Origin of the sequence: Nocardia sp. NRRL WC-3656 (assembly GCF_000720265.1) — a bacterium.
GTDB classification, from domain to species: domain Bacteria; phylum Actinomycetota; class Actinomycetes; order Mycobacteriales; family Mycobacteriaceae; genus Nocardia; species Nocardia nova.
The window spans coordinates 92326-118877 of record NZ_JOJF01000016.1; the positions used below are offsets into that span (position 1 = coordinate 92326).

Genomic DNA, 26552 nt, shown 5'->3' on the forward strand with positions numbered 1-26552 from the left:
TTTGCGCTGGATAGGGCTGCGGCCGTTCGCGGTTCGTTCATTCCGCGCAAATTCGCCAAGGCACTACAGTAATTTCATGGCTCGGAACTGGCCGATGATCGAGCGCGGTGGCGAATTGGAGTCGATTCGCGCCGCGTTGACCGGCACCGAATTCGTCGGCGCGATCCTGACCGGCGACGCGGGGGTGGGGAAGACGACCCTGGCGCGGCAGGCGACGGCCGCGGTGGGCGGGGGTGTGCGCTGGGTGGCGGGCACCGAGTCCGCACGCAGTATTCCGCTCGGCGTGTTCGCGCATATGGTCGGCGTGTACACCGCACACGACCCGGTCACCTTCATGGCCGCCGCGCGGGAGGCGCTGCTGGCCGACGGCGACACCATCATCGGCGTCGACGATGCCCACCTGCTCGATCAGCTCTCGGCAACACTGCTGCTGCAGTTGGCCATCGACAAGGCCGCGCGGATCGTCTGCACGGTACGCAGCGGGGTGCAGGTGCCGGACGCGGTGACCTCGCTGTGGAAGGACGGGCATCTGCTGCGGATCGACCTCACGCCGTTCTCCGAACCGCAGAGCGTCGAACTGGTCGAATCCATGCTCGGCGGGCAGCTGGAGGGGTTCACCGCCAATCTGATGTGGGAATCCTCGGGCGGCAATGCCCTGTTCCTGCGTCATCTCGTGGAGGGTGCGCTGGAGGCGGGCACGCTGCGACAGGTCAACGGGGTGTGGCAGCTGCGCGGGCGGGCGGCGGTGACCTCGGAACTGGCGGCATTGCTGGAGGATCGCGTCGAGCAGCTGCCGGAGTCGGTGCTGCGCGTCCTGGAATTGCTCACCTTCTGCGAGCCCATCGATCTCGACGTACTGGCCGAACTGGCCGGCGAGGATGCGGTCGAACAGGCCGAAACCCGTGGCGTGATCCGGATCGTCGAGAACGGTCACCAGTTGCTGGTGCGCTACAACCATCCGCTGTTCGGCGAGGTGATCCGGCGGCGGCTCGGTATCGCCTCGGCTCGCCGGCTCCGGGGCCGGTTGTATTCGTCGCTGCGGGAGCGGCCGATCAAATCCGCCTCCGATCGCATCCGGTTGGCCGAATTGGCTTTGGACAGTGACAAATCCGCGGATCTGGAGTTGTTCGAGGCGGCCGCGGCCGATGCCATCGGGCTGGCGAACATCCCCCTCGGTGAACGGTTCGCGCGCGCGGCGGTGGAGCGCCGAGGCGGTGTCGAGTCCGCGGATCTGCTGGCGCGCGCGCTGCTGTGGCAGGGACATCGCATCGAGGCCGAACGCACCCTGGCCAGTTTCGATCCGGATCAGTTGAACGAGGTGCAGCTGGCCCGCTGGGGCAGCACCCGCGTCTCGAATCTGTTGTGGGCCATGGGCGATGCCGACCGCGCCGACGAGGTGCTGTCCCTGGTCCGCAGCCGGGTCCGGCATCCGAAGATCGTCCTGACGTTGCAGGGCTTGGCTTCCGCGTGCGAGGTGAACGAAAACCGCCTGGAGGAGGCCTTCACCGACGCCGAGGCGGTGATGTCCACACCGGACGCGCCGGCCTGGGCGGTGTGGTGGGCATCGTTCGGCGGCGGTCTGGCGCTGGCGCTGATGGGCCGCAGTGCGGCCGCGCGCGAATACACTCTGCGCGGCCATCAGGTCGAGGAGCAGGTCGACGGGCCGACGCGCTTCATGTCCGCGCACGCGGAGGTGCTGGCGCTCACCTTCACCGGTGAACTGGAGGCCGCACGTCGCTGTGCCTCCGGCTATTTCGGATATTCGGCGCCGGGACAGTACCTGGCCTGGGGCCTCTCGAAGATCCTGCAGGGCACCGTCGACGTGGCACAGGGGCACTTCCCGGAGGGCGTCGAGAATCTCGAACAGGCGCTCGCGGCGCTGACCGCCGAGGGCGCCGCCGCGTGGATGTTCCCGGCGAGAATCCGTCTCGCCGAAGCCTATTCGGCCTTGGGCCGGGCCGCGGAGGCCGCCGAGACGATCGCCGAGGCGCGGCTGCGCGGTGGCCGGCACAGTGCGGTCTACGAACCACAACTCGAGATCGCGCGCGCGTGGCAGGCCGCGGCCGAAGGCACCGTCGCCCCGGCCGTGCGGCTGGCCATCGGCGCCGCCGACGCCGCGGCCCGGTCCCACCAGCACGCGATCGAGGCCATGGCCCTGCACACCGCGGCCCGCTTCGGCGACCGCACCGTGGCCGGGCGGCTCGCCGATATCGCGGCGCGGATCGACGGCGCGCTGGTGCAGGTGCAGGCTCGCCACGCGGTGGCCGTCGCCTCCCAGGACGGCCCCGGATTGGACAACGCCGCAGCGGAATTCGAGCGAATGGGCGCCCTGCTCTCGGCCGCCGACGCCGCCGCGCAGGCCGCCTCGGTGCATGAGCGGCACGGCGATCGGCGCCGATTGCTCGAATCCGCCGCGACAGCCAATCGCCTGGCCGCGGTCTGCGGCGGCGCGAGCACACCGGCGCTTCGGCAATCGGCACAACCACTTCCGCTCACCGCGCGAGAGCGCGAAATCGCCAATCTGGTCGCGGCCGGACTCAGCAATCGGCAGATCGCGGATCGGCTGACGGTGTCGGTGCGGACCGTCGAGGGACATCTCTATCGGGCCTGTATGAAGCTCGACGTCACCGATCGCGAGGCGCTCGCCGATCTGATGCGCGGCGAGCCACCGCGAGGCAAACAGCGCTGAACCTTTCGCCGCGGCCGGGCCGAGTCACTCCAGGTCGATGCGAATCGTCAGCAGGTTCGAGCCGACGGCGCGCACGACCGAACTGTTGACGCGGTTGAGCTTGCGCAGACGTGCCCGCGCATCGTCGTCGTCGAGCAGGACCGCCGTACCGTCGTGCCAGACACCGCGAATCTGCAAGCGCACCTTGGGATTCGCGATGATATTGCGCACATACTGCGAATTGCGCCCGAACTCGGAGACGAACCAGTAGGAGGAGCCGACCAGCCTCCCCCCGATCGGCGTCCGCCGCGGCTGACCACTGCGCCGCCCGATCGTCTCCAGTACGGCGAGTCCGCCGAGGTACCGCGCGACCCGGCTGCCCACGGGAATCGCGATATACCGCTGCACCGGCACCGCGAGCCGGCGGCGGATATCGCGGGCCGGAGGTGACGCTTTCCGTTCGTGTCCCATGCTGTCTCGCCCGCCACTCCCCTTCGTCATGACATCTACGGTAGGCCTCCGCTCCCGGGCATACATCGTTCGACGGGATGCGCCGCGTGTCCGACCACGGTTGGAGGCCGTCGCTGTGCGGAATTCGACACTGCGTCGCCGCTATCGGTCGATTACGATGCTGGCGGCGGCCGTGGTCGCCACACAGGCAGGCTGCTGATGAGGGTGGTGCTCGGCGTGATCCGTCGAAATCGGTATCTGATGACGGGTATTCGGGTCGCGATGGCGGCGGTGCCGCTCGCGGTGGTCCTCGGTTTCGCCGGTACGGCCGCGGCGATCGGTCCGGTTCAGCCCGGTGTCACCACCCCGGATGCCCCGGCTCCTTCCGACGAGCCCGCCGAATTGCGTTCCGCCTCACCGCAACACGTACCGGCTCCGCAGTCCGCGCCCCGGGCCGCGCCGAAGCCGGAACCGAAGCCGACCGAACCGCCCGCTCCGCGCGAAGTGCGCGTGGGCGGCTTCAGCGCACCGGTGCCGGATGCCGTACCGGATGCGGTGGTCGACGGCGTCAACCGCGCCAACGACGGCATCCAAGGCGCGATCAACCCGGACCCCGAACACAAGTAGCAGCCATCGGCGCCGGCGACTCGGTGCGGTCGCCGAGCCGGCCGACCGGCGCTCAGAACAGGGTCGGTTCGCCGAATCCCGAGGTGCGTTCGATTTCGAGCAGGCGGGCCTTGGTCGCGATGCCGCCGGGCGCGGAGAAACCGTGCAGTCCGTGATCGGCCGCCAGCACGCGGTGGCAGGGCACGATCAAGGGAATGGGATTGCGGCCCAAGGCTTGTCCGACGGCTTGGGCCGCGCCGGGCGCTCCGGCCCGGGCGGCGACCTCGCCGTAGGTGAGAGTGTGTCCCGGGGCGATGGCGCGCGTGATGTCGTAGACCGCGCGATGGAATTCCGGTTGCGCGCGATAGTCCACCGGAATCCACCGCAGATCGTCGAGTTCGCCGGTCAGATGCGCGCGAATGGCCCGGATCGCCTCGGCCATCGCACCGGACGGTTCGACGGTGCGAACCCTCGCGGACGCGATCGCGTCCACTCCGCGGCGCAGCATGCCGGACATGAGGGCGGAAGCGTCCGGGGAGTCGGCGAGCGGCGCGGATTCGTCACGTTCCGGGGATCCGACGAGCCCGGAGGATTCGGCGAACTCCGGAGATTCGACACGCTCCGGGACGCGCACGCCGACGACTTCCGGCAGTTGGAACCGCACGACGCCGTCATCGGTCCACCCCATGGCGCATCGGCCGATGGCGGTATCGAATTCGGTCACCACGACCGAGGACAACTTGCCCGCAGACATACCCCACAGTGTGCACCGAGGGTCCGACATTCCCGGCTGTTGCAGTCCAGTACCACACGACTGGACTGATGCCGCTCCCGAAGGTCAGGGTGTCGCAGGCGGTCGAGTCGCCGACCGGTCCCGTGCCACACCGGTCCCGCGGCCGCGCACGACCGCGAGATCCCGGGCCCGACCGCAGCGATCCGCCTCTCCCAGCGACCAATCCGCCATCGGCGCATGCGGTCGATACCGGTCGAAGAGTGCGACGACCCGGCGGCCGGATCCGGTGGCGTAGCGATAGACGGCCACGAGAACCACCACGACGACCAGCAGGGCGGCAAGACCGGAGAACATGAGGTCCACCCTGCCCGCATCTGGACTTGAATCAAATAGCCACTACCCGGATACTGGCCTCTATGGCGATACGCGTGATCAGTGCGGCCACCCTCACCCGCGACCTGGGCCGCTGGCGGCACGACGAATCCGGCGCCGCCCGCCGGGGTGCGCGCCCGGCCTATCTGGCACTCGCGGAGAGTATTCGCCTGCTGATCCACGACGGCCGCGCCCCGCTGGGTATCGCCCTGCCGAGCGAACGCGATCTGGCGACCGCGCTGGGCGTCAGCCGCACCACCGTCACCTCCGCCTACGCGCTGCTGCGGGAGCACGGCTATCTGATCAGCCGGCAGGGCTCGCGCAGCACGGTCGCCCTGCCCTCCGACGTCGCACACGACGGCACCAAACCGGCCCGCAGCATCCTGGCGGTGATGTCACCGACGGCCCAGCCCACCATCGACCTCACCTACGCCGCGATGTCGGCGCCGCCGCAGATGAACGACGCGTATTCGGCTGCGCTGCAGGGTCTTCCGATCTATCTCGGCACCCACGGCATGGACCCGGTGGGCGTGCTGCCGCTGCGGGAGATGCTCGCGCGCCGCTACACCGAGCGCGGCCTGCCCACCGAGCCGGATCAGATTCTGGTGACTCTCGGTGCGCAGCACGGACTTCGGCTGCTCCTCAATGTGCTCACCGCACCCGCCGAGCGCGTCCTGATCGACCACCCGACCTATCCCAACGCGATCGAGGCGATCCGCGACGTCGGCGCCCGGCCGGTCCCGGTGCCGCTGCGCCCCGAACAACCGGATGCCGCCTGGGATCTCGACGGAATCCGCAGTGCCGCACGGCAAACCGCCGCCAGCACCGCCTACCTGGTGCCGGACTTCAACAATCCGACCGGTCTGCTGATGAGCGCCGATGCCCGGGCGGAACTGGCCGCGATCGCCCGCGAGACCCGCATGACGGTGATCGTCGACGAGTCCATGGTCGATCAGCAACTCGACGGCGAAACCCCTCCTCCGGCGGCGGCTTTCGCACGCGGTTCGGAGATCGTGACGATCGGGTCGGCGTCCAAGTCGTTCTGGGGCGGCCTGCGCGTGGGCTGGATTCGCGCCAACCAGTCGCTCATCGCGAAACTTCTCGGCACCCGCTCCACGGTGGACCTCGGCACGCCGGTGATGGATCAGCTGGCCACCGGCTATCTGCTCGATCATGCCTGCGTCATCCTCGAACAACGCCGCGAACAACTACGCAGCCGGCGTGCGGCCCTCTTGGACGCCCTGTCCGAGGAATTGCCCGACTGGCAGGTGAGTCCCGGTTGCGGCGGCATGTCGATCTGGGTGCAACTTCCGGCTCCCGTCTCGACCGCTCTCGCCGCCACCGCGCCGAATCACGGCGTACTGCTGGCCGCCGGACCCCGTTTCGGGGTCCAAGGTGCCTTCGAGCGGTTCCTGCGAATCCCGTTCACCCACACCGAATCCGATCTGCGGGTGGCGGTGAAGTCGATCGCGGCGACCTACGCTTCGCTGACCCCGCACGCCACCGAACCCTTGGCGCCCCTCACCTGCTACTGATGGTTCAGGACGTCGTGACGCACGATCGTCTCGTCACGGCCGGGTCCGACGCCGATGCAGGACACGCGGGCGCCGGAAAGCTCCTCCAGCCGTTCGACGTACGCGCGCGCGTTGGCCGGCAGGTCGTCGAAGCTGCGCGCTCCGGAGATGTCCTCCCACCAGCCCGGCATCTCCTCGTAGATGGGCTTGGCGTGGTGGAATTCGGTCTGGGTGGTCGGCATCTGCTCCACCCGCTCGCCGTCGATCTCGTAGGCCACGCAGATCGGCACGCGGTCCAGGCTGGACAGCACATCCAGCTTGGTGAGGAAGTAGTCGGTGATGCCGTTGACCCGGGTCGCGTAGCGGGCGATCACCGCGTCGAACCAGCCGGTGCGGCGGGCACGGCCGGTGGTCACGCCGACCTCACCGCCGGTCTTGGCGAGATACTCGCCGGACTGATCGAACAGTTCGGTCGGGAACGGGCCGGAGCCGACGCGCGTGGTGTAGGCCTTGAGGATGCCGAGCACCGTGGTGATCTTGTTGGGTCCCACGCCCGCGCCCACCGCGGCACCGCCGGAGGTCGGATTCGACGACGTCACATAGGGATAGGTGCCGTGGTCGACGTCGAGCAGGGTGCCCTGCGAACCCTCCAGCAGGACGGTCTCGCCGTTCTCCAGCGCTTGGTTGAGCAGCAGCCGGGTATCGCTGATGCGGTGCTTGAAACCTTCGGCCTGATTCAGCACCTCGTCGACCACCTGCTGCGGGTCGAGTGCGCGCCGGTTGTAGATCTTCACCAGCACCTGGTTCTTGAATTCCAGTGCGGCTTCGACCTTCTGGGTGAGGATCTTCTCGTCCAGCACATCGGCGACGCGCACGCCCACGCGGGCGACCTTGTCCTGATAGCAGGGGCCGATGCCGCGTCCGGTGGTGCCGATCTTCTTGTTGCCGAGGAAGCGTTCGGTGACCTTATCGATGGCCACGTGGTACGGCATGATCAGGTGCGCGTCCGCCGACAGCAACAGCCGGGAGGTGTCCACGGAGCGCTGTTCCAGTCCGGCGAGTTCGTCGAGCAGCACACCCGGGTCGATGACGACACCGTTGCCGATGACATTGGTGACACCCGGCGTCAGGATGCCGGACGGGATGAGGTGTAGCGCGAAGTTGTCGCCGTTCGGCAGGACCACGGTGTGACCTGCGTTGTTGCCACCCTGGTAGCGGACCACCCACTGGACGCGGCCACCGAGCAGATCGGTAGCTTTGCCCTTACCCTCGTCGCCCCACTGGGCGCCGATCAGCACGATTGCCGGCATGGGAGTCTCCTACGGTTTCGACACGCAGCATCGGCGACGCTGCAGCTACCTGCCGTTGCAGAGCCCGATGACGGCGCTCCCGAGGCCCGTCGCTCGCGCCAAGTGGCGGTGGCCGGAGGGACAGTCTAGTGGACACAATTCGTGCCGTAACCAGCCACCTCCTTCCCCGCGTGGCGCAGCGGAGAGCGCGCCGACCGCCCGAGCCGATTACAGTGGCCTGCGGAGGCGTCCCGGCAGGGGTGCGCCCGGTAGGCAGCGAGGGCGATGGCGTTGGCAGGTCCGAGGAGGGTGTTCGGCAGTTGAGTACTCATGTTCTCCGCTGCAACGGCGCTCCCGTGCCCATCGCGCTCGCGTCGCTGCCCACCACCCAGACCACGGCGATTCCCGACACCACAGAACTGGACGAACTGCTTCCGGTCCTGGCTGCCGACAACCAGCCGCGGCTCATCGTGCTCGGTGAGGATGCCGGTCTGGCCGCGGTGCTCACCCATCTGCTGCGCACCGAACGGCTGACCGTCGAAATCGGCTATGTGCCGGTGGATCGCACCTACGGTTCCCGGGCATATCAGACCGGCACGGGCTCGCACGCCGCCAAACGCGCGCTGGAGGGCCGTGCCGAGCCGACCCCTCTGATCCGCGACGAGACCGGCACCGTCCTGGTCGGCCGGGCCACGATCACCGGCCGCGACGGCGGCAAACTCGAGGGGGAGGCGTACGTCGACGAGGTCCGGTTGTTCACCGGAAAGGTTGCGGCGCTGCATGTTTCACCCACCCTCGATATGCCGGGCGTGCGCGCCACGGTGCAGCGCGGCTGGGGTAAGAAGCGCTGGGTGGCCGGGCGCGCCGTACAGCTGGGATCACCGGGGGCGGCGGTGACGCGCGACGGCATCGCCGCCGATCGCACGGTGCCGCGGTCGAGTTTCTACCGTCATCACGAGCCCTGGCTGCTGGTGCGATGACCTACTCCTTTCCGGCTCGGCGGGCGGTGCGGTACGTACGACGGCCCCGAAGGCGGCAGCGTGCGTAACCACGTAGGGGCCCGGGAGTACCGCCGGGGTATCAGCCCGAGCCCGATCTTCTTGCTGATCGTGGTGATCACCGCTCTGGGCGGGGCGCTGGCCTGGGATGCCGATCCGCTGTCCACCCGGGCCAAGGCCGGAGTGTTCGTCTTCGTGGTGGCGGGCTGGATTCTCAGCGTGTGCCTGCACGAATTCGGCCACGCCTACACGGCGTATCGGGCCGGGGATCGCGAAGTGCAGATGCGCGGGTACCTGACGCTGAATCCGGTGAAGTACAGCCATCCCCTGCTGTCGATCGCGCTGCCGATCTTCTTCATCGCGCTGGGCGGATTCGCGCTGCCCGGTGGCGCGGTCTATCTGAATACGCAGAACTTCTCCACGCGCACCCAGCGTGCGATCAGCGCGGCCGGTCCGGCGGTCAACGCGTTGTGCGCGGTGGTGCTGCTGGTGATCGTCCGATTCGCCGGCTCCACCCATGACCACGCCGCGTTCTGGTTCGGCCTCAGTTTCCTTGCGTTTCTGCAGATCACCGCGACGATTCTGAATCTGCTGCCGATTCCGGGAACCGACGGCTACGCGATCGTGGAGCCGTCGCTCAGTTATCAGACACGGCGGTCGCTGGATCAGGTGAAGCCGTTCGGGCTGCTGCTGTTGCTCGCGATTCTGTGGGTGCCGGAGCTCAATCGCGTGTTCTTCGATGCCGTCTACTGGGTGTTCGAACTGTCCGGCGTGCCGTCGGACTGGGCGGCCATCGGCAGTTATCTGACCCGCTTCTGGACCTGACACGCGTTTCGGCGGGCGCGCCCGATTCCCGTTCGATTCGCCGGCGAACAGGAACCGGGCGGCCCTCTTCGCGACGGAGCGCCCGCCCCCTACGCGGTCGGCCGCACACCAATCGGCCGCACGTCGCATCCGTCACGAAGTTTTCCGACCGCGCCACCCCTCGTCGACGCGGTCGAGACAAACGTACGATCCGCGCCGACCCGCGACACGAGTAGTCGACTACCCGATTCGGCCGCGGTGGCCGTGCGCAGCCGGACCCGGCGACCTCGCGGACCGCTCGGCGACTACTGGTACCGGAGCGCTCGCTCGGGAAACCTCCGGCCCGGCGAGGCTACCGAACACGCGCTGCCGCAAGGGTTCCCACGGGTGGCGTCACGTCCGGTCAATCCTTGGGCGCCACATAGGGGTTCTGCACGGTGGGCGGCAGCAACGCGATCGCCGACAGGCGTTTGATCCCGCAGACCTGCATCAGATCGACCACGATGGAACGCAATTGGGCGAAGACCACGTGGGACGACAGGCCGGCGCCCGCGACCAGATCCTTGGTCGCGCCCTTCGCCACCCGCCGCAGGACGCGTGTCGCCTCGGCGGCATCGGGCTGTTCACCGGGTTCGGCAACCATGTAGCGGCGCACCACTTCTACCGCCTGCCCCAGTTCTTCGACCTCGGCGATCATTCGGGGATCGAGGATTTCGTCGTCGCGCACCAGAGTCAGCGCGCGGCGCAACAGCACTCGGGTATTGCGCACGGCATTGTCGAGCGGGTCGACCGCCGCGCGAATCGCCTCCAGCCGGGGCCGGGAATTCCAGTACAGCGGCGAGATCCGGCTGACCTCGCGGCCGCCTTCGACGGCGTTGCGCAGACCGTCGATCTGCGGTTGCGTGCCGCGCACGGAATGCAATGCGGCGCGGACCTTCTCCGCGTTCTGCTCATGGAGGCCGTCGGCGCATTCGGTCAGCGCCGCACCCAGGACGGTGAGGATATCGGCGGCCTGCTGCCGGGCCCGGCGCACGGGATGCAGCGGAATCGCGGCCACCACCACGACGCCGACCAACCCGCCGACCAACGCGTCGACCATGCGATTGAAACCTCCGCCGGTATGCGGCGGCATCAGCGTGGCGACCAGCACCGCCGAACTGGCGGCCTGCATCGGGATGACCGCACCTCGATCGAGGAATACCGCGGTCGCCATCGCCACCCCGACGACGAGCGCGATCTGCCACGCGCCGGTTCCGACCTGCCCGATGAAGAAATCGCCGATCCCGATCCCGACGGCCACACCGCCGACGAGTTCCACCGATCGGCGCAGCCGCGCACCGAACGACACCCCGATCGAGATGACCGCGGCCATCGGCGCGAAGAACGGTTGGGGATGCCCCACCAACCGGTGGGCGACGAACCAGGACAGCGCCGCGCCCACCGCACACTGGAAGATCGGAAGCGCGGACCGGCGCAGACGCACCCAGCCACTGCGCATGCGCTGCTTACCGCTGTCGCGAACCGCATCGACGGTGATGGCGGTCGCGAACCGTTCCGTGCCGGCCAGTCTCAGTCCAATCCGAGTTCGGCGGCGGCGCGGGGATCGCAATCCTCGAGCAGATCCAGGCAGCGGGCGTATTCGTCGCTCTCGCCGATGGCCTGGGCGGCGCGGGCGAGGGCGCCGACCGCACGGAGGAAGCCCTGGTTGGGTTCATGGCTCCACGGCACCGGGCCGAAGCCCTTCCACCCGTTGCGGCGCAACAGGTCCAGCCCGCGGTGGTAGCCCGTGCGGGCGAAGGCGTAGGCCGCCACCACATCGAGGCTCACCTCGGCCTGGCCCTCGGGTGCGCCCACGACGCCGGCGCGGTCCAGCGCGTCCTCGGCCAGCTGCGCCCAGGCCACGGAGGCCGTCGGATGGGCGGCGGCGACCTGGACCGGGTCCTGGTTGTCCAGCAGGGCCTGTTCGGCTTCCGTGTTTTCGGGAAGCAATACCGGCTGCGGTCCGAGCAGATCACCGAAGGAGGTCATGGGCTTCATTGTGCACCGCCACCGCGGCGGCTCGCCGGGCAGCGGGTGCGCGGGTCCCGATGCCGAGTCCCCCTCCTGATGGCGAGGCCTTATATGGTTGCGCGTCTGCCGCCTCCTACGCGCCCCCACCCCATTAGGCTGGCCGTCTGAGACCGACAGTCGACGACCGACAGCTGATACTGAGCAAGGGGTAGCGCGTGTCCGACCCGAACGACGACCAGAAGCCGCACCAGGGCGCCTCCGGCGACCGCCCGCGTCAGGCTGCATCCGGTGCGGGTCCGGACGGACCGGCGAAGCCCGGCGCCAAGGGCGGGCCCACCGCCGGTCGCGAACCGGATACCGGCGCCCCGGACCGCACCCAGCGCATCTCCCGGGATCAACTTCCCGGCGCCGCCCCCACCACACCCATGCCGTCACCGTCGGCGCAAACCCAGGTCATTCGCACACCGGGGGCAAAAGGCGCTGCGGGACGGGCGAAGTCCGCCGCGGGCGACAAGTCCGGCGCGAACGCTTCCGGTGCGAAGTCCGGCGCTCCCGGCTCAGCCAAGTCGCCCGCCGCTGCGCCCGGCTCGACACCGAGCGGCGGCGGCGCGGCAGCCGGTGCCGGCAAGGCGGGCACCGCGCCGAGCGGTGGGGCGGGGGAAGCGGAGACGGTCGCCATCCCCAGGCGCGACGAATCCGGCAAGAAGCCCGAGGAAACCGGCAAGGCTCCCACCTCCGAGAACTCCGGCAAATCCGACGCCGCGACCGGCTCTGCCGGATCCGACGCCGCGAACGGCCCGGCGAAAACGAACGGCCCGGCCGCCGCACCCGACGCCGAGCGCACCGCGAAGGGCGCCGAGGGTGCGAAAACCTCGAAGGCTGCGGACGCCGGGAGTGCCGCAACCGGCCAGGGCTCCGCCGATTCCGCACGCGCCGCCGCGCCGGGCTCGAATGCGCCGAGCGTCGCCGCGAACGAGAGCGGGTCCGGCGAGAGCGACGACGAGTCGAAAACCGTTGCCTTGCCCAAGGTTTCGTCCGGCAAGGGCGTCGGGAAGACCGCGAAGTCCGGCCCGGCGCAGCAGTCCGGCGCGAACGACGGCGGAGGCACTGCGGCGCCGGACACGAAAAACAAAGCGCCACAAGACGTTCCCGCGATATCGAATCCGTCCGACGACGCCACCACGATCCTGCCGATTCAGAAACCCGATCCGGCGGCCACCGAGAAGCTTCGCGCCACGCCGCCGGGAGCCGGGCAGAGCGGCTCGAAGCGTCCTGGGGCTCAGGGCGGACCGGGCGGTGAGCAGGGTCAGGGCGCGCCCGGCGCTCCGGGATCGCGGGGCCCGGGCGGACCGGCGGCCGGAGGTCCGAAGGGCCGCGTCGGCGGAGCGGCCGCCGCGGCCGGTGCCGCGGGACTCGGCGCGGCCGCGGCCGCCGCCGGTTCCCAGCGCGGCCCCGCGGGCGGCGCACCGGGACAGGGGCGGACGAGCGGTTCCGGTGGGCCGGGGCAGCAGGGCCCGGCAGGCGGCGCACCGGGGCAGGCTCCGGCGGGCGGCCCCGGTGGACCAGGGCAGCAAGGTCCGGGTCGACCGGGACCGCAATCCGCTGCGAGCGGGCCGAACGCCCCGGGGCAGCAGGTTCCGGGCGGGCCGGGACAGGGCCCCGGAGCCGGTCCGAACGGACCTGCTCAGCAGGGCCCCGGTGGCCCCGGCGCGCAGGGTCGTGGACAAGGTCCGCAGCGTCCCGGCGGGCAGAACCCCCAGGGCCCGGGTGCGCAGGGGGCCGGGCGGCCGGGTCCGCAGGGTCCGGGTGCGCAGGGTCCTGGCCAGCAGGGTCCCGGCGCACAGGGTCCCGGCGCACAGGGTCCCGGCGCACAGGGGCCAGGTGCACAGAACCAAGGCGCGCAAGCCCCGGGAGCGCCCGGCCAGCAGCGTCCCGGTGGGCCGGGCCAGCTGGGAGCGGCGGCGGCACTCGGCGCGCAGGGCCTGAAAGGTCCTGCGGCGCAAGGTGAACAGGGCCAGCGCCCCGGCGGCGCATCGTCACCCGCCGACACCAAGATGACGGCGCCGACACTGTCCGCGCAGCCGGCCGGCCCGGGTGGACCGAACCGGCCGGGCGCACCGGGACAATCGGGCGCACCGGGACAACAAGGCGGACCGGGCCAGCCGGGTGCACCGCGCCCGGTGGCACAGCCACAGCGAGTACCGGCGCCGGAACCGGGACCGGACGCCGCGCCGGGACAGCCCGCGCGCAGTAAGCGCTGGTTGCTGCTCGCCGGCGGCGCGGTCGTGGTGGTGATCGTCGCGATCGTGGCGGTGGTCGCACTCGTCACCGGCGGATCCGACAATTCGCCGGAGGCACAGGTCAAGGGCGCGGTGAACAGCTACACCAACGCACTGGCGTCCGGAAACCTGAGTCAGCTGCAATCCGCGACGTGCGGCAAACTGCACGACTTCTATCAGAACATCGCGCCCGATCAGTACGCCGGCGTGCACAAGCTGGCGGTGGATCAGAAGAAGATCCCGAAGGTCGCGGGCGTGGACGGCGTCCAGATCACCGGGGACAAGGCCGTCGCTCAGGTCGACATCTACACCGATGCCGATCCGAGCCGCTCGACCGCCCGCACCTTCGATCTGCAGCAGACCGACGGCGGCTGGAAGGTGTGCGATCCCGCCGGTGCCGCGCAGTAGACGCGCCGGAGTCGATGACGTGCGTCACCTTGGTGTCACATCGCGCCGCTTCCCGGCGATGCACGTCACAGACACCTGGTCAGCGGTCCGGTCCGCCGATAGCATGGCTCGGATTGTCACCCGCCGACCTTCCGCCGATCTATTCCGGGGCGGTCGACCGGTGCTGTCGTTTACGCAGTAAGAATCGAGCAGGGAGCAAGGGACATGCCGGAGCTGGCACCCGACGCGCCGGCATCCACGGCACTGGCCGGTCGGCATTACCGGATTCGGGACCGCTACGAGGTGGGCAGGGAGAAGGTCCGCGAATTCGCGCGGGCCGTTCAGAACCATCACCCCGCCCATCACTTCGAGGCCGACGCCGCCAAGCTCGGCTGGGATGCCGTCGTGGCGCCGCCGACCTTCGCCTCGGTGCTCGGCATGGCGACCACCCAGGCCCTGCTCGACAGCGTGCTCAGCGAATACGACCTGTCGCAGATTCTGCAGACCGACCAGGTCTTCCACATTCACCGCCCGATCCTGGCCGGCGACGCCCTGCGCAGCGAGGCGGAGATCGAATCGATCCGCCACCTGCGCGGAAACGATTTCATCACCGTGAAGGCCACCATCCTCGATGCCGAGGACACCGTCGTCCAGGTGGGACTCACCACCATCGTGGCGCGCCTGGGCGCCGAGGTCGATGCCGATATCGTGCGGCTGGTCGAAGGTGTGGTCATGCATCGCCGGGAGGTCGGCGCGACCACCCCGGAGGTGCTGATCCCGATCGCCGCCGAGGAGGCCACCCCCGAACCCGGGCTCGCCGAATCGCGCAAGGACGTCACCGTCGAGACCCAGCCGAATTTCGACGATCTCGCGGTGGGCGACCAACTGCCCCCCGCCACGATGCGGCTCACCCGCGGCGATCTGGTCAACTACGCCGGTGTGGCGGGTGATCCCAACCCGATCCACTTCAGCGACCGCGCGGCCGAACTGGCCGGCCTGCCCACCGTGGTCGCGCACGGCATGCTCACCATGGGCCTGGGCGCGCAGTATCTGACCTCGTGGCTCGGAGATCCGGGCGCGATCGAAAGCTACAGTGTCCGCTTCTCCGGATACGTTTCGGTGGAACGCCATTCGCCGGCGCAGATCGACTTCTCCGCCAAGATCAAGTCGCTGGATCCGGAGCGTCGGGTCGCGACGATTCTGCTGAGCGCCACCTCGGCGGGGAAGAAGCTGTTCGGCCGCGCGATGGCCGAGGTCCAACTGTCCTGAGCCGCCGGCTCGAACGTCAGTCCAGCCGGGCGTGCATCAGGTAGACGTTGTAGTCGCTCCAGGTGCTGACGGTGAAGTACAGATCCGCGGACGTCGACCACGGGTGGATGAAGCCGCCGTAAAGTTCGGGATATTCGGCCGAGACGTGCACCAGCGGCGAACTCGGCGACCACAGACCCTGCGGCGTGTTCGATTCGCGCACGACGACCGCCGCCTTCGCGGTGTCGAGATAACTCATCTGCCAGACACCGCGAGCGTTGTCGTAGCGCACCGACAGTTCGCCGGCCGGTCCGTCGACGATCGGTGTGGCGGAAGCGGCTCCGCCGACCGGAGTCCAGGTGCCGTCGCGCCAGTACTGGTAGGCGGAGGTGTCGAGCACGTGCTCCGTGGGCACCCGGGCGAGGCCGACCGAGCCGAGCCGCGTATTCGGCGTGCCGAACAGGTAGACGTAGTCACCCTGCGGAACCATCGCCGACACCTGGAAATTCGCGAGGCCGAAGATGTTGTCCCAGTGCGCGTGCGGATCCTTGGTCCAGGTCTGCCCGTGGTCGTCGGAGTACGCGATACCGCCGTAGTTGGTGTAGAAGGTGCCCGGCAGGCTGTTCCAGGTCCGAATCGACATGTAGCTCATGAACTGCCGGATGCCGTCGGCCGAACCTCGATGCGGCAGCGCGAAACCGGAGGTCGGAATCGTGGTGATCTCGATATTGTCCTTCTTGCGACTGGCGAGCACCTCGGCGGCGTGACAGCGATCGTCGGTGACCATGCGGTCGATGATCATGCCCTTGCCGAGGTCGCGATTCGTGCTGAAGGCGAGCAGATTGCTGCGCCAGTCCTCGCCCATCCCGCCCGGCGGGTGGAACCCGTGCCCGACGGTGTCGCCGAAGGCCGTCGCGATCTCCCCCGGCGCGCTCTCCCACATGATGCCCAGGTCGGTCCCGTTGACCTGCCAGCGCTTGTCGGTGCGGTTCACCGAATTCGCGCCGGTCTCCTTGGCCACCTCGCGGACCTGACTCACCGTCGGCGCCGGCCGCGCGGCCACCGCCGGCCCCGGTTCGGTCGGCGGTGCGGCTCGCGGCGGCGGAGGCGGCCCGGGTTCGGGCGAGGGTCCGGGCGGCAGTGCGAAATAGAACGGCTTCGGCTTCAGCAGCACCTCCGGCACGCCGAGCCGGTTCAGCAGACCGGGCGCGGGCGGCGGACCATCGGTGAGATCCGGGCACGGGCTCACGCACGGATCGACCGGCAGCTGCACGCTCGTGCGCTTCGGTATCGCGGGTGGCGGTGGTTGATCGACGGTCACCACCGGATACGGAATCGGCACCTCGAGGGTCTTCGGCACCACCGGCTCGTGCACGGGGACGGGGTCGGTGGCACACGGCCCCGTACCGGGAACCGTTGCCGCCGAACCTGTCCCGGGTTCGGCGACGGCAGATCCGGGCAGCCCCACCAGCAGTCCGGCACTCAGCAACACCACTGCGGCCGAAGCCGGCACGCGCACACGCATCAGCAACCCCTCGGACCGATCGATTTCCCCTACCCGCGACCTCATCCCGCGGACGGCACCCGCGCCGACCCTACCCGGGAAACGCCCTGGAACGGCGGTTATCGCGCAAACGTGGGTGTGTTCGGCGCGACCTACTCGGTGTCCGCCTCGAAACTCAGTACCGTCGAACCGATCCGGATGAGTTCCCCGCCGAACAGCATGGTGCCGCTGTCGACGACCTCGTCGTCGACGTAGATGCCGTTGGCCGAGGCCAGATCCTTGATCAGCATCCCGGCCCGGCTGGGCAGGACGTGCGCGTGATAGCGGCTGACCTTCGGATCGTCGAGGATCAGATCGTTGTCGGTCATGCGGCCGATCTTCAAGCCGCCCTTGGCAATCGGTATCACCCGGCCGTCCGCCAGCCGCAGCCGTCCGGCGCGGGCGCTGCGCGGGGTTTCGGTGACGGTTTCGGTCATCGCCTTGGCCATCCGCTCGACCTGGGCGATGGCCATCGTGTTGAGCGGTTCCTGCCGCAGGACGCGCTTCTCCAGTTCGACCAGCGCCGGCCCGGGATCGATCCCGAGTTCGTCGGCGAGAACAGCCCGGACCCGGCGGCAGGCCTCCAGCGCGTCGGCCTGGCGGCCGGACAGATACAGCGCGGTGATGAGCTGCACCCACAGCGGTTCCCGCATCGGATGCTCGTTCGTCATCGCCATCAGTTCGCCGACCACAGAAGAGGCGCGGCCGCAGGCGATTTCGGCATCGATGCGGGCGGAGGCGACGAGCAGGCGTTCCTCGTCCATCGCGGTGGCGAAGGTGTCGGCGAAGCGGGTGCCGGACAGATCGTCGAGCGCTCTACCGCTCCACTGGTCCAGTGCCGCACCGTACAGCCGCGACGCGCTCTCGTGGTCGCCCGCCGCGCCGGCCTCGATCGCGGCCTTGTGGGTGGCCTCGAAGCGGCCCAGATCGCATTCGTCGTCGGTGATGTCGAGCCGGTAGCCGGAGGATTCGGTGCGCAGCACCGTTGCCGGGTCGACTCCCGAATTACGCAGCGCCTTACGAATATTGGAGACGAATACCTGCAGACTCGCTTGATAGGAATCCGGCGGCTCCTCGTTCCAGACGATATCGGCCAGCGCCTGTGACGAGACGGCACGCCGCCGGTTGACCGCCAGCGCGGCCAGCAGCGCTCGCGGCTTGGGTCCGCCCACGGGTACGGCCGTGCCGCCGACCGAGAGTTGTACGGGCCCGAGCACGCGGACGTCGAGCCCGGTGGGCGGAATGGATTGGGGGCCGGTCGGATTGCTCACCGGTCCAGCGCCTCGTGTCGTCCGGATTCTCGGCACAGTGTCCATCTGCTCACGGAGAAGATCATCTCGTGCCCTTCCGGCTGGGACAACCCGCCGTCACGGTGGCGGCCGCGTACGCCGAGGGTGCGCCGCCCATCGGACGACGCACCCTCGATCCGTTCCGCTGCGGGAACTACTACTTCGCGCTGACCGACTTGCCGGCCGACCGCAGGTCGTTGCAGGCCTCGATGACCCGCTCGGCCATCGAGGTCTCGGCCTTCTTGAGGTAGCTGCGCGGGTCGTAGGTCTTCTTGTTGCCGACCTCGCCGTCGATCTTCAGCACACCGTCGTAGTTGGTGAACATGTGCGCCGCGATCGGACGGGTGAACGCGTACTGGGTGTCGGTGTCGACGTTCATCTTCACCACGCCGTACTTCAGCGAGTCGTCGATCTCCGACTTCAGCGAGCCCGAGCCGCCGTGGAAGACGAAGTCGAACGGCTTCGCGCCGTCGCCCAGGCCGAGCTTGGCCGCGGCCACGCGCTGGCCCTCGGCCAGCACCTCGGGCTTGAGCACCACGTTGCCCGGCTTGTAGACGCCGTGCACGTTGCCGAAGGTGGCGGCGAGCAGATACTTGCCGTTCTCACCGGCGCCCAGGGCGTCGATGGTCTTGGCGAAGTCCTCGGACGAGGTGTAGAGCTTCTCGTTGATCTCGGCCTCGACACCGTCCTCTTCACCGCCGACGACACCGATCTCGACCTCGAGAATGATGTTCGCCGCGGCGGCCTGCTTCAGCAGTTCCTTGGCGATCTCGAGGTTCTCGTCGATCGGGATGGCGGAGCCGTCCCACATGTGGGACTGGAACAGCGGGTTCTGCCCGGCCTTGACCCGCTCCTGCGAGATGGCCAGCAGCGGACGGACGAAGCCGTCCAGCTTGTCCTTGGGGCAGTGGTCGGTGTGCAGCGCGATCGTCACGTCGTACTTGGCTGCCACCACATGAGCGAACTCCGCCAGCGCGACCGCACCGGTGACCATGTCCTTCACACCCTGGCCGGAACCGAATTCGGCGCCGCCGGTGGAGAACTGGATGATGCCGTCACTGCCGGCCTCGGCGAACCCGCGGATGGCCGCGTTGATGGTCTCCGAGGAGGTGCAGTTGATCGCGGGGAAGGCGAAGGAGTTCTCTTTGGCCCGACCGAGCATCTCGGCGTAGACCTCCGGAGTCGCGATGGGCACTGAGTGACCTCCGTATGTGTGCTGCGAACAACAATTCTGTCAGCCCATACCCTAAGTTCATGGCCCGTTGTCGCGAAAGGCGGCCCGGGATCGGGAGTGCTTGCGGCGGACTTGCCGGGCCGGGCACGCACCCGCGTCGACCGCCGGGAGCGGTCCGAAACTCGGTTGACCGAAATTCGCCAACGCCTGAGAGGTTCCCGTGAGGTTCGGTGAGATCGCACGGTGACCGGTACTGTGGGGCCCGTGACCACGCTGGCCATCACGAACACTCTCGCCGACGGATTCTCCGTCCACAAGCTGCTCGACCCCATGTATCTGCTGACGGATACCTGGATGTCGAATGCGGTGCTGCCGGCCATCCTGGTCATCGTCTTCATCGAGACAGGGCTGCTGTTCCCGATCCTGCCGGGCGATTCGCTGCTGTTCACCGGCGGCCTGCTCGCGGCGCTCGAACATCCGCCGGTGTCGATCTGGGTGCTCGTTCCGGCGGTGGCGGTGACCGCGATCGCGGGCGATCAATGCGCCTACTGGATCGGCCGGGCCATCGGGCCGGCGCTGTTCCACAAGGAGGATGGGCGCTTCTTCAAACAGCGCTACATCACCGAGACGCACGCCTTCTTCGAGAAGTACGGTCCGAAGACGATCATCCTGGCGCGCTTCGTGCCGATCGTGCGGACCTTCATGCCGGTGCTCGCGGGCGTGTCGAAAATGGATTACCGCAAATTCCTCACGTTCGACATCATCGGTGGCATTCTGTGGGCCGGCGGCATCACGGTCCTCGGGTACTTCCTGGGGAACGTCGGGTTCATTCGCGATCACGTCGAGGCCATCTTCCTGCTGATCGTGTTCGTCTCGATCCTGCCCGCCATCATCTCCGTGGCGAAGAAGCTGCGTAACCACGAGCCGGTGCTCGAGATCGAGGAGCCCACGATGTCCGTACCGACGAACGAACCCACGCACTGACACCATTGCCTGCTACGCTGTTACCCCTTGCACTGGGCGGATTCGATCCGCTGCAGTCCGCCGGGCCGGCACTCGTCTGGACCGTCGTCCTGGTCTTCGTCTTCCTCGAGTGCGCGGTGATCATCGGCCTGTTCCTGCCCGGCGATTCGATGCTGCTGACCGCCGGCATCATCTTCGCCTCACACGAGACCGGGCATACGCAGGTGTGGGCGCTGGTGGTGGCGACCATGCTCGCCGCCATCGCAGGTAACCAGGTGGGGTACGTGATCGGCACGCGCACCGGCCATCGCCTGATCGCCCGTAAGAACGGCAAATACGTCAACGCCGAGAATCTGGCCCGGGTATCGGATCTGCTGCACCGGCACGGGTTCGTGGCGGTGCTGATCGCCCGCTGGATTCCGTGGGTGCGCACGCTGTGCCCGCTGGTCGCCGGGGCAGCCGGAATGGACCACCGCCGCTACACCGTGGCCAGTTCGATCGGCGCGGTGATCTGGGCGCCGATTCTGCTGCTGCTCGGCTACTACACCGGCGGCTATCTGAACAAGGTGTCCTGGCTGATGCCGACCGTGAGCGGCTCGCTGGTCGTGGTGCTGATCATCGGCACGATCATCGGCCTGCGGCAGTACCGCGCGGAGATGTCGCGTCCGGCCGAGGACTTCGATGTCGAACTCGAATCCGACGGCCAGACCTTCGACGCCCAGGGCTTCGACCGGGCGGCTTTCGATTCGGACGCCCTCGACACGCTGCCTCTCGAGATCCGGACCGCCGACTATCCGGACACCGTGCCGCTGCGCACCGTGCGCCCCGAGCGCGCGGCCACCGCGGCGCCCGCGCGCATCGTGTGGACCGATCCCCGGCACTGATCTGCCCTGGGGCCGCCGGCTCCCGCTAGAGTCCGGCGGCCGTCACCACGTGCGCGGCCTCCATCAACATCCAGCCCGACAGCTGCACCGACAGATCTCGTTCCGGTGTCCGCGACGAGGTGACCGAACCACCCGGGGTAGACCGGGCCGCCCCGGCGGTGCCGCCCGGCAGCCGTGCCGGTTCGTTCCAGTCGTGGCCGAACAGCGGATCGCCCTCGACCTCGAGCCGATGGTCCCAGGCTGCGCGGGCCGAGGCCTTTACGATTGCGGCGGCCGAGCGCCGGGCCGAGCGGTGCGCAACCTCGTCTCCGGGCAGCATGATCGCCACCAGCGCGAGATAGCGGGCCAGGATCCCGTTGAACAGACCACCGTCCCCGCCGCCCCCGCCGGTGACGACATTCCGTTCCGTCATCCGGTCCTCGACCGCGCGGAGCAATCGCTGCACGCGCTCGAGGTGACGAACATCTCCGGTCCGGACCGCCAGTTCGGTTTCCAGCCCGAGGACCACGCCCTGGCAGTAGCTGAACGTCGGCCGTTCGATCCGGCCCGAGGGCAGGTGGATGCCGTCGAGGATCAGTCCCGTTTCCGGATCGCGCAGGGTGGCATCGATCCAGTCGGCGATCTGCGCGGCGCGCTCGTGATGCCCCAAGCGTGCGAGTGCGATGGCGACCGGGCCGTTGGCGGGAGCGTTGAAGTAGTCGGAGCCCTTGCGCCACGGCACCGCGCCGATCTCCGGCTGCCATCCCGCCATGAGTTGCTGCTCGAGCGCGATCAGCCCGCCGCGCACCTCGGTGATGCCCCGGGTGCGTTCGGCCCGCTCCAAAGCGAGTGCGAGCCAAGCCATATCGTCGTAGTAGTTGTTGGTCCAGCCGGTGATGTTGCGCAGCCGGTGGGCATGCGCGATGGCGGCGATACGTCCGGTGCGGGCCGGGGTGGCCTCCCGGTCGGCGGCATCGATCGCGCAGTCGACGAGATGAGCCTGCCACCAGTAGTTCCAGCTGAAGAACAATCGTTCCGCGGTGGTCGCGGGCCAGCCCACCACACCCAGCTCGGTCCCCGGCAGCAGCCACAGCCGCCGCAGATGCCGGGACACGATGGCCGATTCGGCCGCATCGGCTCGCTGTGCCCAGATATCGGCGCCCGGCTCGGCAGCGGAATCGACTCGTGCGCGCCCCCGCCGCAGATGCGGACGCGGTTGCACGTCGTCGCTCCGCGAGTTCATGGGTACATCGTGCCAGTCCGAGCCCCGATTTCGCGCCCGATTTGTTACGCGATCGACTCGTGTCCGCGACGTGCCGAGTCGGCCCGGTACGCGCGGCGTGTCAGCCAGGTTCCACGACGGCGGACGCGCGTTCCACACGTGCTGCGAGAGCGCGACAGCGGTCGCGGAACGCGGGCGGCTCCTCGATCACGAAATCGGCGTCGAGGAAGGCGAGATTGAGCACCAGCCATTCGAACGAATCCACCCATGTGGTGACCCGGCAGCGCTGCGGTCCGCGCGACTCGATATCGCAGTCCTGGAATTTCAGGATGTCGGCGACCGCCGTGACCGCAGCCTCCACGGTGACGACCGCGCGATGCCGCCCGGCGGTGAGTTCGCGCCGGAGGTAGCCCGCGGCCGTCTCGGCCGGTAGCGGGCGCGGTTCGAAAAAGGTTCCGGTAGCGGCGATATCGGCGATCCGATCCAGGCGGAAGGTGCGCCAATCCCCACGATCGCGGTCCCAGGCGAGCAGATACCAACGCAGATGCTGATACACCTGCCGATACGGTTCGACCCGGCGCCGGGCGAGCACGCCGGTGCGGGTGCGGTAGTCGAAGACGAGGTGTTCGTGTTCGGCCGCGGCCCTGGCCACGAGCGCCAGCACCGCCGCGTCGACCGCGGGCGCCGCCACCGCCGCCGTCTCCACCGTCGCCCGCACCGCGTTCGCCCGGCCCCGCAACCGCTTCGGCAGCAACTGGTCGATCTTGCCGAAGGCGCGCAGGGCGGCGGCGCCGATATCCGACGAGCCCTGGCGCTCCCCCTGGCTGTGCGGTTCCGACGTCGCCGCGAGCATGCCGAGGGCGACGACGGTGGCGATGGCCTCGTCGTCGTCGAAGACCAGCGGCGGGAGGATGCGGCCGGCGGTGAGTTGGTAGAAGCCGCCCGGGCCGGGCTGGGTGGCAACCGGATAGCCGTATTCGCGCAGCCGCTCGACATCGCGGCGCACGGTGCGCGGGCTGGTCTCCAGGCGGGCGGCCAGTTCGGCGCCGGTGTAGCGGCGGCCGGTCTGCAAGTAAGCGAGCAGATCGAGCAGGCGGCGAGTGGCGCTCATGACTCCATCCTCCGGCAATTGCGGTCAAAAGCCGGCCACATCTGTCCCTAGCGTCGAGATATGACTTCGATCCGCATTCGCGCAGCGCGTACCAACAACCTGAAAAGTGTGGATATCGATGTGCCGCGGGGCCGGCTGGTGGTGTTCGCCGGGGTGTCCGGTTCAGGCAAATCGTCGCTGGTTTTCGACACCATCGCGGCCGAGGCGGGATATCAGGTCAACGAGACCTATCCGCCGTTCGTGCGCAATCGGCTGCCGCGGTGGACGCGTCCGGAGGTGGACCTGATCGACGGCCTCTCGCCGGTGGTGGTGATCGATCAGAAGCGGCTCGGCGGCAACGCCCGTTCGACGGTCGGTACCATCACCGATGCGTACACCTATCTGCGGCTGTTGTTCTCGCGTATCGGGCAGCCGTACGTCGGGGAATCCAATCATTTCTCGTTCAACGATCCGGCCGGAATGTGCCCTGCCTGTTCCGGTCTCGGCGAAACGCTGGTTCCCGATCTCGAGCAGGTGCTCGACCCGGATCTCTCGCTGGAGCAGGGCGCGATCCGATTGCCCGGCTTCGCCGCCGGTCAGTACTGGTACCGCCGCTACGCCGAACTCGGAGCCTTCGATGCGACCGTGCCGCTGCGGGAATGGTCGCCCGCCGAACGCGACGCATTGCTGCACGGCGGGCCCGCGGCCGCGGCCCTGCGGCCGAGTCCGCCGAAGGATTACGAAGGCGTGATCGAGCTGTTCGAGCGGGTGTATCTGCACACCTCCGACAACCTGTCCGAACGCAAACAGGCTGTGCTGCAGCGGTTCACGCGCTCGGGACCGTGTCCGGAATGCGACGGGCAACGGTTGAATCCGGCGGCCCGCTCGGCGCGGGTACTCGACCACACCATCGTCGAGATGAGCCGGATGGAGATCGGCGAACTCGCCGAGCTGATCACCGAGGTGCGCGCCCCCGAAATGGTTTCGGTGGTGTCCGCGCTGCACGAGCGGCTCCGCGCCCTCGCGCACATCGGCCTCGGTTACCTGTCGCTGTCACGTCCGACGACGACGCTGTCCGGCGGAGAATCGCAGCGCATCAAGACCGTTCGCCATCTCGGCAGCAGTCTCACCGAAATGCTGTACGTCTTCGACGAACCCACCGTCGGATTGCATCCGCACGATGTGCGGCCGATGACCGAACTGCTGAAATCGTTGCGGGACAAGGGCAACAGCGTTCTGGTGGTCGAACACGATCCGGATGTGATGCGGGTGGCCGACCATATCGTCGAGGTCGGTCCGGGGGCCGGGGCCGAGGGCGGGCGGATCGTGTTCACCGGCGACTTCGAGCGGTTGGCGACCGTGGACACACCTACCGGGCAGGCGTTGCGGATCCGGCGGACCGGCCGCCCACCGCGGGTGCCGACCGGAAAACTGCGGATCGACAACGCGACTCGCAACAATCTGCGCGACATCTCGGTCGACATCGCGACCGGTGTGCTGACCGTGCTCACCGGCGTCGCGGGTTCGGGTAAATCCAGTCTGGCCGCGGAACTGGTGCAGCGGCATCCGGCCACCGTGGTCGATCAGCGTCCGGTCGGCACCAACCGGCGGTCGACGCCGCTCACCTACGCCGGGATCGCCGGCGCGGTGCGCACCATGTTCGCGAAGCGCAACGGGGTGAGTGCCGCCCTGTTCAGCGCGAATTCCGAGGGAGCCTGCCCGGTGTGCGAGGGCGCCGGCGTGATCTACACCGACCTGGCGTTCATGGACGGTCAGGAAACGGTGTGCTCGGCGTGCGGCGGACGCCGGTTCACCGATCGGGTGCTCGGTTACACCGTCGACGGCCTGACCATCGCCGATATCGACGATCTGACCATCGCCGAGGCGATGCGGCGACTGCCCGCGGTCGCGCGGGGTCTGCGGCATCTCGACGAGGTCGGACTCGGATATCTGCGGCTCGGGCAGTCGCTGACCACGCTGTCCGGCGGGGAATGTCAGCGGCTGAAGATCGCCAGGGAACTCGCGCGCGGCGACCGGCACACCCTCTATGTCCTCGACGAGCCGACGACGGGGCTGCATCTGCGCGATATCGATACGCTGATCCAGCTGTTCGACCATCTGATCGACCGGGGCAATACCGTGGTCGTCATCGAACACAATCTCGACGTCGTCCGCGCGGCCGACCGGGTGATCGACCTCGGGCCGGGCCCCGGCCGGCACGGCGGCCGGATCGTCTTCCAGGGCAGTCCGGGGGAACTGCTGCGCTGCCGCGAATCCGCGACGGCCGCGGCACTGCGTGATTCCCGATGATCACCAGGAACGTTCGAGGTCCGCGTGCTGAGTTATCCACGCGTGCATGGCGATTCCGGCGGCGACACCCGCGTTGATACTGCGGGTCGAGCCGAACTGCGCGATCGATACCGTCATGACCGCGGCCCGTTTGGCGGCCTCGGTGACGCCCGGACCCTCCTGGCCGAACAGAAGCAGGCAATCACGCGGCAGCGCAACGGTTTCCAGCGGTACCGAACCCGGCACGTTGTCGACGGCCACCACGGTGAGATTCTCGCGCTCGGCGAACTCCAGCAGTTCGGCGATATCGCTGTGGTGCACGATGTGCTGATACCGGTCGGTCACCATGGCGCCGCGCCGATTCCAGCGCCGGCGTCCGACGATATGGACCGCCGCCGCGGCGAAGGCATTCGCGGTGCGAACCACCGTGCCGATATTGGCGTCGTGCCCGAAATTCTCGATCGCGATGTGGAACGGATGGCGACGGCTATCGATATCGGCGACGATCGCCGCGCGCGACCAGTACCGGTAGGCGTCGACCACGTTGCGCCGGTCGCCGTGCGCCAGCAGTTCCGGGTCCAGACGCGGATCGTCCGGCGGTTCGGTGCCGAATTCGTCGCGCCACGGGCCCACGCCGTGCGGATGCTCACCCCATTCGGTCGGGCCCGGCACATCGCCGTCCGATGGGCCGGGCAGCGGCTGGAGCGGGTGATTCACGCCGGTCATCGTAACCGCGCCCGGTACCGTCGGATCCGATGGTG

Annotated in this window: 21 protein-coding genes and 1 pseudogene; 10 read left to right on the forward strand and 12 right to left on the reverse strand. The window is 68.7% G+C overall.

Annotation, left to right across the window (positions count from 1 at the left end; genetic code table 11):
• The first annotated feature begins 76 nt into the window (after nt 1–76).
• On the forward strand, nt 77–2689 hold the full coding sequence (locus IG65_RS0120925; RefSeq protein WP_030516638.1) for a LuxR C-terminal-related transcriptional regulator: 2613 nt from the start codon (nt 77–79) through the stop codon (nt 2687–2689).
• Between the two features lie 24 nt (nt 2690–2713).
• Here the strand turns inward: IG65_RS0120925 and IG65_RS0120930 are convergent, their stop codons facing one another.
• Nucleotides 2714–3139, reverse strand: coding sequence for a nitroreductase/quinone reductase family protein (locus IG65_RS0120930; RefSeq protein ID WP_051756568.1), 426 nt, complete (start codon nt 3137–3139; stop codon nt 2714–2716).
• 198 nt (nt 3140–3337) lie between these two features.
• Here IG65_RS0120930 and IG65_RS34935 point away from each other — a divergent pair, with 198 nt between their 5' ends.
• Nucleotides 3338–3745: a hypothetical protein gene (locus tag IG65_RS34935; protein WP_156055703.1), complete on the forward strand. Its 408-nt coding sequence runs from the start codon at nt 3338–3340 to the stop codon at nt 3743–3745.
• Nucleotides 3746–3797: 52 nt separating this feature from the next.
• Here IG65_RS34935 and IG65_RS0120940 read toward each other — a convergent pair whose 3' ends face one another.
• Nucleotides 3798–4478, reverse strand: a complete 681-nt coding sequence (locus IG65_RS0120940) for a methylated-DNA--[protein]-cysteine S-methyltransferase (RefSeq protein ID WP_030516640.1) — start codon at nt 4476–4478, stop codon at nt 3798–3800.
• Nucleotides 4479–4562: 84 nt separating this feature from the next.
• Nucleotides 4563–4811 (reverse strand): hypothetical protein, encoded by a 249-nt coding sequence (locus tag IG65_RS0120945; RefSeq protein ID WP_156055704.1) that lies wholly within the window; start codon nt 4809–4811, stop codon nt 4563–4565.
• A gap of 62 nt (nt 4812–4873) precedes the next feature.
• On the opposite strand from IG65_RS0120945, the gene IG65_RS0120950 reads away from it, so the two are divergent.
• A complete protein-coding gene (locus IG65_RS0120950) occupies nt 4874–6364 on the forward strand; it encodes a PLP-dependent aminotransferase family protein (protein ID WP_030516642.1) in 1491 nt (496 codons plus the stop codon).
• On the opposite strand, the gene IG65_RS0120955 is transcribed toward IG65_RS0120950, so the two are convergent.
• Entirely contained in the window at nt 6358–7653 is a 1296-nt protein-coding gene (locus tag IG65_RS0120955) for an adenylosuccinate synthase (protein ID WP_030516643.1), read from the reverse strand. The genes IG65_RS0120950 and IG65_RS0120955 overlap by 7 nt on opposite strands.
• Nucleotides 7654–7988: 335 nt before the next feature.
• Between IG65_RS0120955 and IG65_RS0120960 the strand changes: the two genes are divergently transcribed.
• On the forward strand, nt 7989–8612 hold the full coding sequence (locus IG65_RS0120960; RefSeq protein ID WP_231509314.1) for a hypothetical protein: 624 nt from the start codon (nt 7989–7991) through the stop codon (nt 8610–8612).
• A gap of 60 nt (nt 8613–8672) precedes the next feature.
• The gene (locus IG65_RS0120965) at nt 8673–9455 is read left to right on the forward strand and encodes a site-2 protease family protein (protein ID WP_036525309.1); all 783 of its coding nucleotides are present in this window, start codon (nt 8673–8675) and stop codon (nt 9453–9455) included.
• A 382-nt stretch (nt 9456–9837) separates the two neighbouring features.
• Here the strand turns inward: IG65_RS0120965 and IG65_RS0120970 are convergent, their stop codons facing one another.
• Together IG65_RS0120970 and IG65_RS0120975 are read right to left on the reverse strand one after the other, a co-directional pair.
• Nucleotides 9838–10932, reverse strand: coding sequence for an aromatic acid exporter family protein (locus IG65_RS0120970; RefSeq protein WP_036525311.1), 1095 nt, complete (start codon nt 10930–10932; stop codon nt 9838–9840).
• Between the two features lie 71 nt (nt 10933–11003).
• Nucleotides 11004–11462, reverse strand: coding sequence for a DUF3151 domain-containing protein (locus IG65_RS0120975; protein WP_030516647.1), 459 nt, complete (start codon nt 11460–11462; stop codon nt 11004–11006).
• 197 nt (nt 11463–11659) lie between these two features.
• Between IG65_RS0120975 and IG65_RS38585 the strand changes: the two genes are divergently transcribed.
• Both IG65_RS38585 and IG65_RS0120990 read left to right on the forward strand, forming a co-directional pair.
• The gene (locus tag IG65_RS38585; RefSeq protein WP_197039881.1) at nt 11660–14131 is read left to right on the forward strand and encodes a hypothetical protein; all 2472 of its coding nucleotides are present in this window, start codon (nt 11660–11662) and stop codon (nt 14129–14131) included.
• Between the two features lie 204 nt (nt 14132–14335).
• Entirely contained in the window at nt 14336–15379 is a 1044-nt protein-coding gene (locus IG65_RS0120990; protein WP_030516649.1) for a fused (3R)-hydroxyacyl-ACP dehydratase subunits HadA/HadB, read from the forward strand.
• A gap of 16 nt (nt 15380–15395) precedes the next feature.
• Here the strand turns inward: IG65_RS0120990 and IG65_RS0120995 are convergent, their stop codons facing one another.
• The 3 genes from IG65_RS0120995 to fbaA all read right to left on the reverse strand — a co-directional run bounded on the left by IG65_RS0120995 (nt 15396) and on the right by fbaA (nt 19385).
• Nucleotides 15396–16883, reverse strand: coding sequence for a DUF4185 domain-containing protein (locus IG65_RS0120995; protein WP_030516650.1), 1488 nt, complete (start codon nt 16881–16883; stop codon nt 15396–15398).
• Nucleotides 16884–17014: 131 nt separating this feature from the next.
• Entirely contained in the window at nt 17015–18172 is a 1158-nt protein-coding gene (locus IG65_RS0121000) for a BTAD domain-containing putative transcriptional regulator (protein ID WP_231509317.1), read from the reverse strand.
• A gap of 175 nt (nt 18173–18347) precedes the next feature.
• A complete protein-coding gene (gene fbaA / locus IG65_RS0121005) occupies nt 18348–19385 on the reverse strand; it encodes a class II fructose-bisphosphate aldolase (RefSeq protein ID WP_030516652.1) in 1038 nt (345 codons plus the stop codon).
• Nucleotides 19386–19694: 309 nt separating this feature from the next.
• On the opposite strand from fbaA, the gene IG65_RS0121010 reads away from it, so the two are divergent.
• Nucleotides 19695–20348: a DedA family protein gene (locus IG65_RS0121010; RefSeq protein WP_051756587.1), complete on the forward strand. Its 654-nt coding sequence runs from the start codon at nt 19695–19697 to the stop codon at nt 20346–20348.
• Nucleotides 20345–21016, forward strand: a pseudogene (locus tag IG65_RS0121015) (DedA family protein); the annotation flags it as partial. The gene IG65_RS0121010 and the pseudogene IG65_RS0121015, both read left to right, overlap by 4 nt.
• Before the next feature lie 220 nt (nt 21017–21236).
• Here IG65_RS0121015 and IG65_RS0121020 read toward each other — a convergent pair.
• Together IG65_RS0121020 and IG65_RS0121025 are read right to left on the reverse strand one after the other, a co-directional pair.
• The gene (locus IG65_RS0121020) at nt 21237–22433 is read right to left on the reverse strand and encodes a glycoside hydrolase family 76 protein (protein ID WP_081879633.1); all 1197 of its coding nucleotides are present in this window, start codon (nt 22431–22433) and stop codon (nt 21237–21239) included.
• A 100-nt stretch (nt 22434–22533) separates the two neighbouring features.
• The gene (locus IG65_RS0121025; protein ID WP_030516656.1) at nt 22534–23523 is read right to left on the reverse strand and encodes a YafY family protein; all 990 of its coding nucleotides are present in this window, start codon (nt 23521–23523) and stop codon (nt 22534–22536) included.
• Nucleotides 23524–23583: 60 nt separating this feature from the next.
• Here IG65_RS0121025 and IG65_RS0121030 point away from each other — a divergent pair, with 60 nt between their 5' ends.
• Nucleotides 23584–25812, forward strand: a complete 2229-nt coding sequence (locus IG65_RS0121030) for an excinuclease ABC subunit UvrA (protein ID WP_030516657.1) — start codon at nt 23584–23586, stop codon at nt 25810–25812.
• Here the strand turns inward: IG65_RS0121030 and IG65_RS0121035 are convergent, their stop codons facing one another.
• Nucleotides 25813–26517 carry a TrmH family RNA methyltransferase gene (locus IG65_RS0121035; protein ID WP_051756578.1) on the reverse strand — a complete coding sequence of 235 codons (705 nt, stop codon included), beginning with the start codon at nt 26515–26517 and terminating at the stop codon, nt 25813–25815. It lies immediately after the preceding gene.
• Nucleotides 26518–26552: the final 35 nt, after the last annotated feature.

What these genes read in the sequence shown, in the direction of transcription:
- IG65_RS0121030 (WP_030516657.1), top strand. Translation starts at nt 23,584, where the DNA reads ATGACTTCGATCCGCATTCGCGCAGCGCGTACCAACAACCTGAAAAGT.
- IG65_RS0120945 (WP_156055704.1), bottom strand. Translation starts at nt 4,811, where the DNA reads ATGTTCTCCGGTCTTGCCGCCCTGCTGGTCGTCGTGGTGGTTCTCGTG.
- IG65_RS0120990 (WP_030516649.1), top strand. Translation starts at nt 14,336, where the DNA reads ATGCCGGAGCTGGCACCCGACGCGCCGGCATCCACGGCACTGGCCGGT.
- IG65_RS0120950 (WP_030516642.1), top strand. Translation starts at nt 4,874, where the DNA reads ATGGCGATACGCGTGATCAGTGCGGCCACCCTCACCCGCGACCTGGGC.
- IG65_RS0120925 (WP_030516638.1), top strand. Translation starts at nt 77, where the DNA reads ATGGCTCGGAACTGGCCGATGATCGAGCGCGGTGGCGAATTGGAGTCG.
- IG65_RS0120970 (WP_036525311.1), bottom strand. Translation starts at nt 10,932, where the DNA reads ATGCGCAGTGGCTGGGTGCGTCTGCGCCGGTCCGCGCTTCCGATCTTC.
- IG65_RS0120975 (WP_030516647.1), bottom strand. Translation starts at nt 11,462, where the DNA reads ATGACCTCCTTCGGTGATCTGCTCGGACCGCAGCCGGTATTGCTTCCC.
- IG65_RS0120940 (WP_030516640.1), bottom strand. Translation starts at nt 4,478, where the DNA reads ATGTCTGCGGGCAAGTTGTCCTCGGTCGTGGTGACCGAATTCGATACC.
- IG65_RS0121010 (WP_051756587.1), top strand. Translation starts at nt 19,695, where the DNA reads ATGTATCTGCTGACGGATACCTGGATGTCGAATGCGGTGCTGCCGGCC.
- IG65_RS0120955 (WP_030516643.1), bottom strand. Translation starts at nt 7,653, where the DNA reads ATGCCGGCAATCGTGCTGATCGGCGCCCAGTGGGGCGACGAGGGTAAG.
- IG65_RS0120930 (WP_051756568.1), bottom strand. Translation starts at nt 3,139, where the DNA reads ATGGGACACGAACGGAAAGCGTCACCTCCGGCCCGCGATATCCGCCGC.
- IG65_RS0121025 (WP_030516656.1), bottom strand. Translation starts at nt 23,523, where the DNA reads ATGAGCGCCACTCGCCGCCTGCTCGATCTGCTCGCTTACTTGCAGACC.
- IG65_RS0121035 (WP_051756578.1), bottom strand. Translation starts at nt 26,517, where the DNA reads ATGACCGGCGTGAATCACCCGCTCCAGCCGCTGCCCGGCCCATCGGAC.
- IG65_RS0120995 (WP_030516650.1), bottom strand. Translation starts at nt 16,883, where the DNA reads ATGCGTGTGCGCGTGCCGGCTTCGGCCGCAGTGGTGTTGCTGAGTGCC.
- IG65_RS0121020 (WP_081879633.1), bottom strand. Translation starts at nt 22,433, where the DNA reads ATGAACTCGCGGAGCGACGACGTGCAACCGCGTCCGCATCTGCGGCGG.
- IG65_RS34935 (WP_156055703.1), top strand. Translation starts at nt 3,338, where the DNA reads ATGAGGGTGGTGCTCGGCGTGATCCGTCGAAATCGGTATCTGATGACG.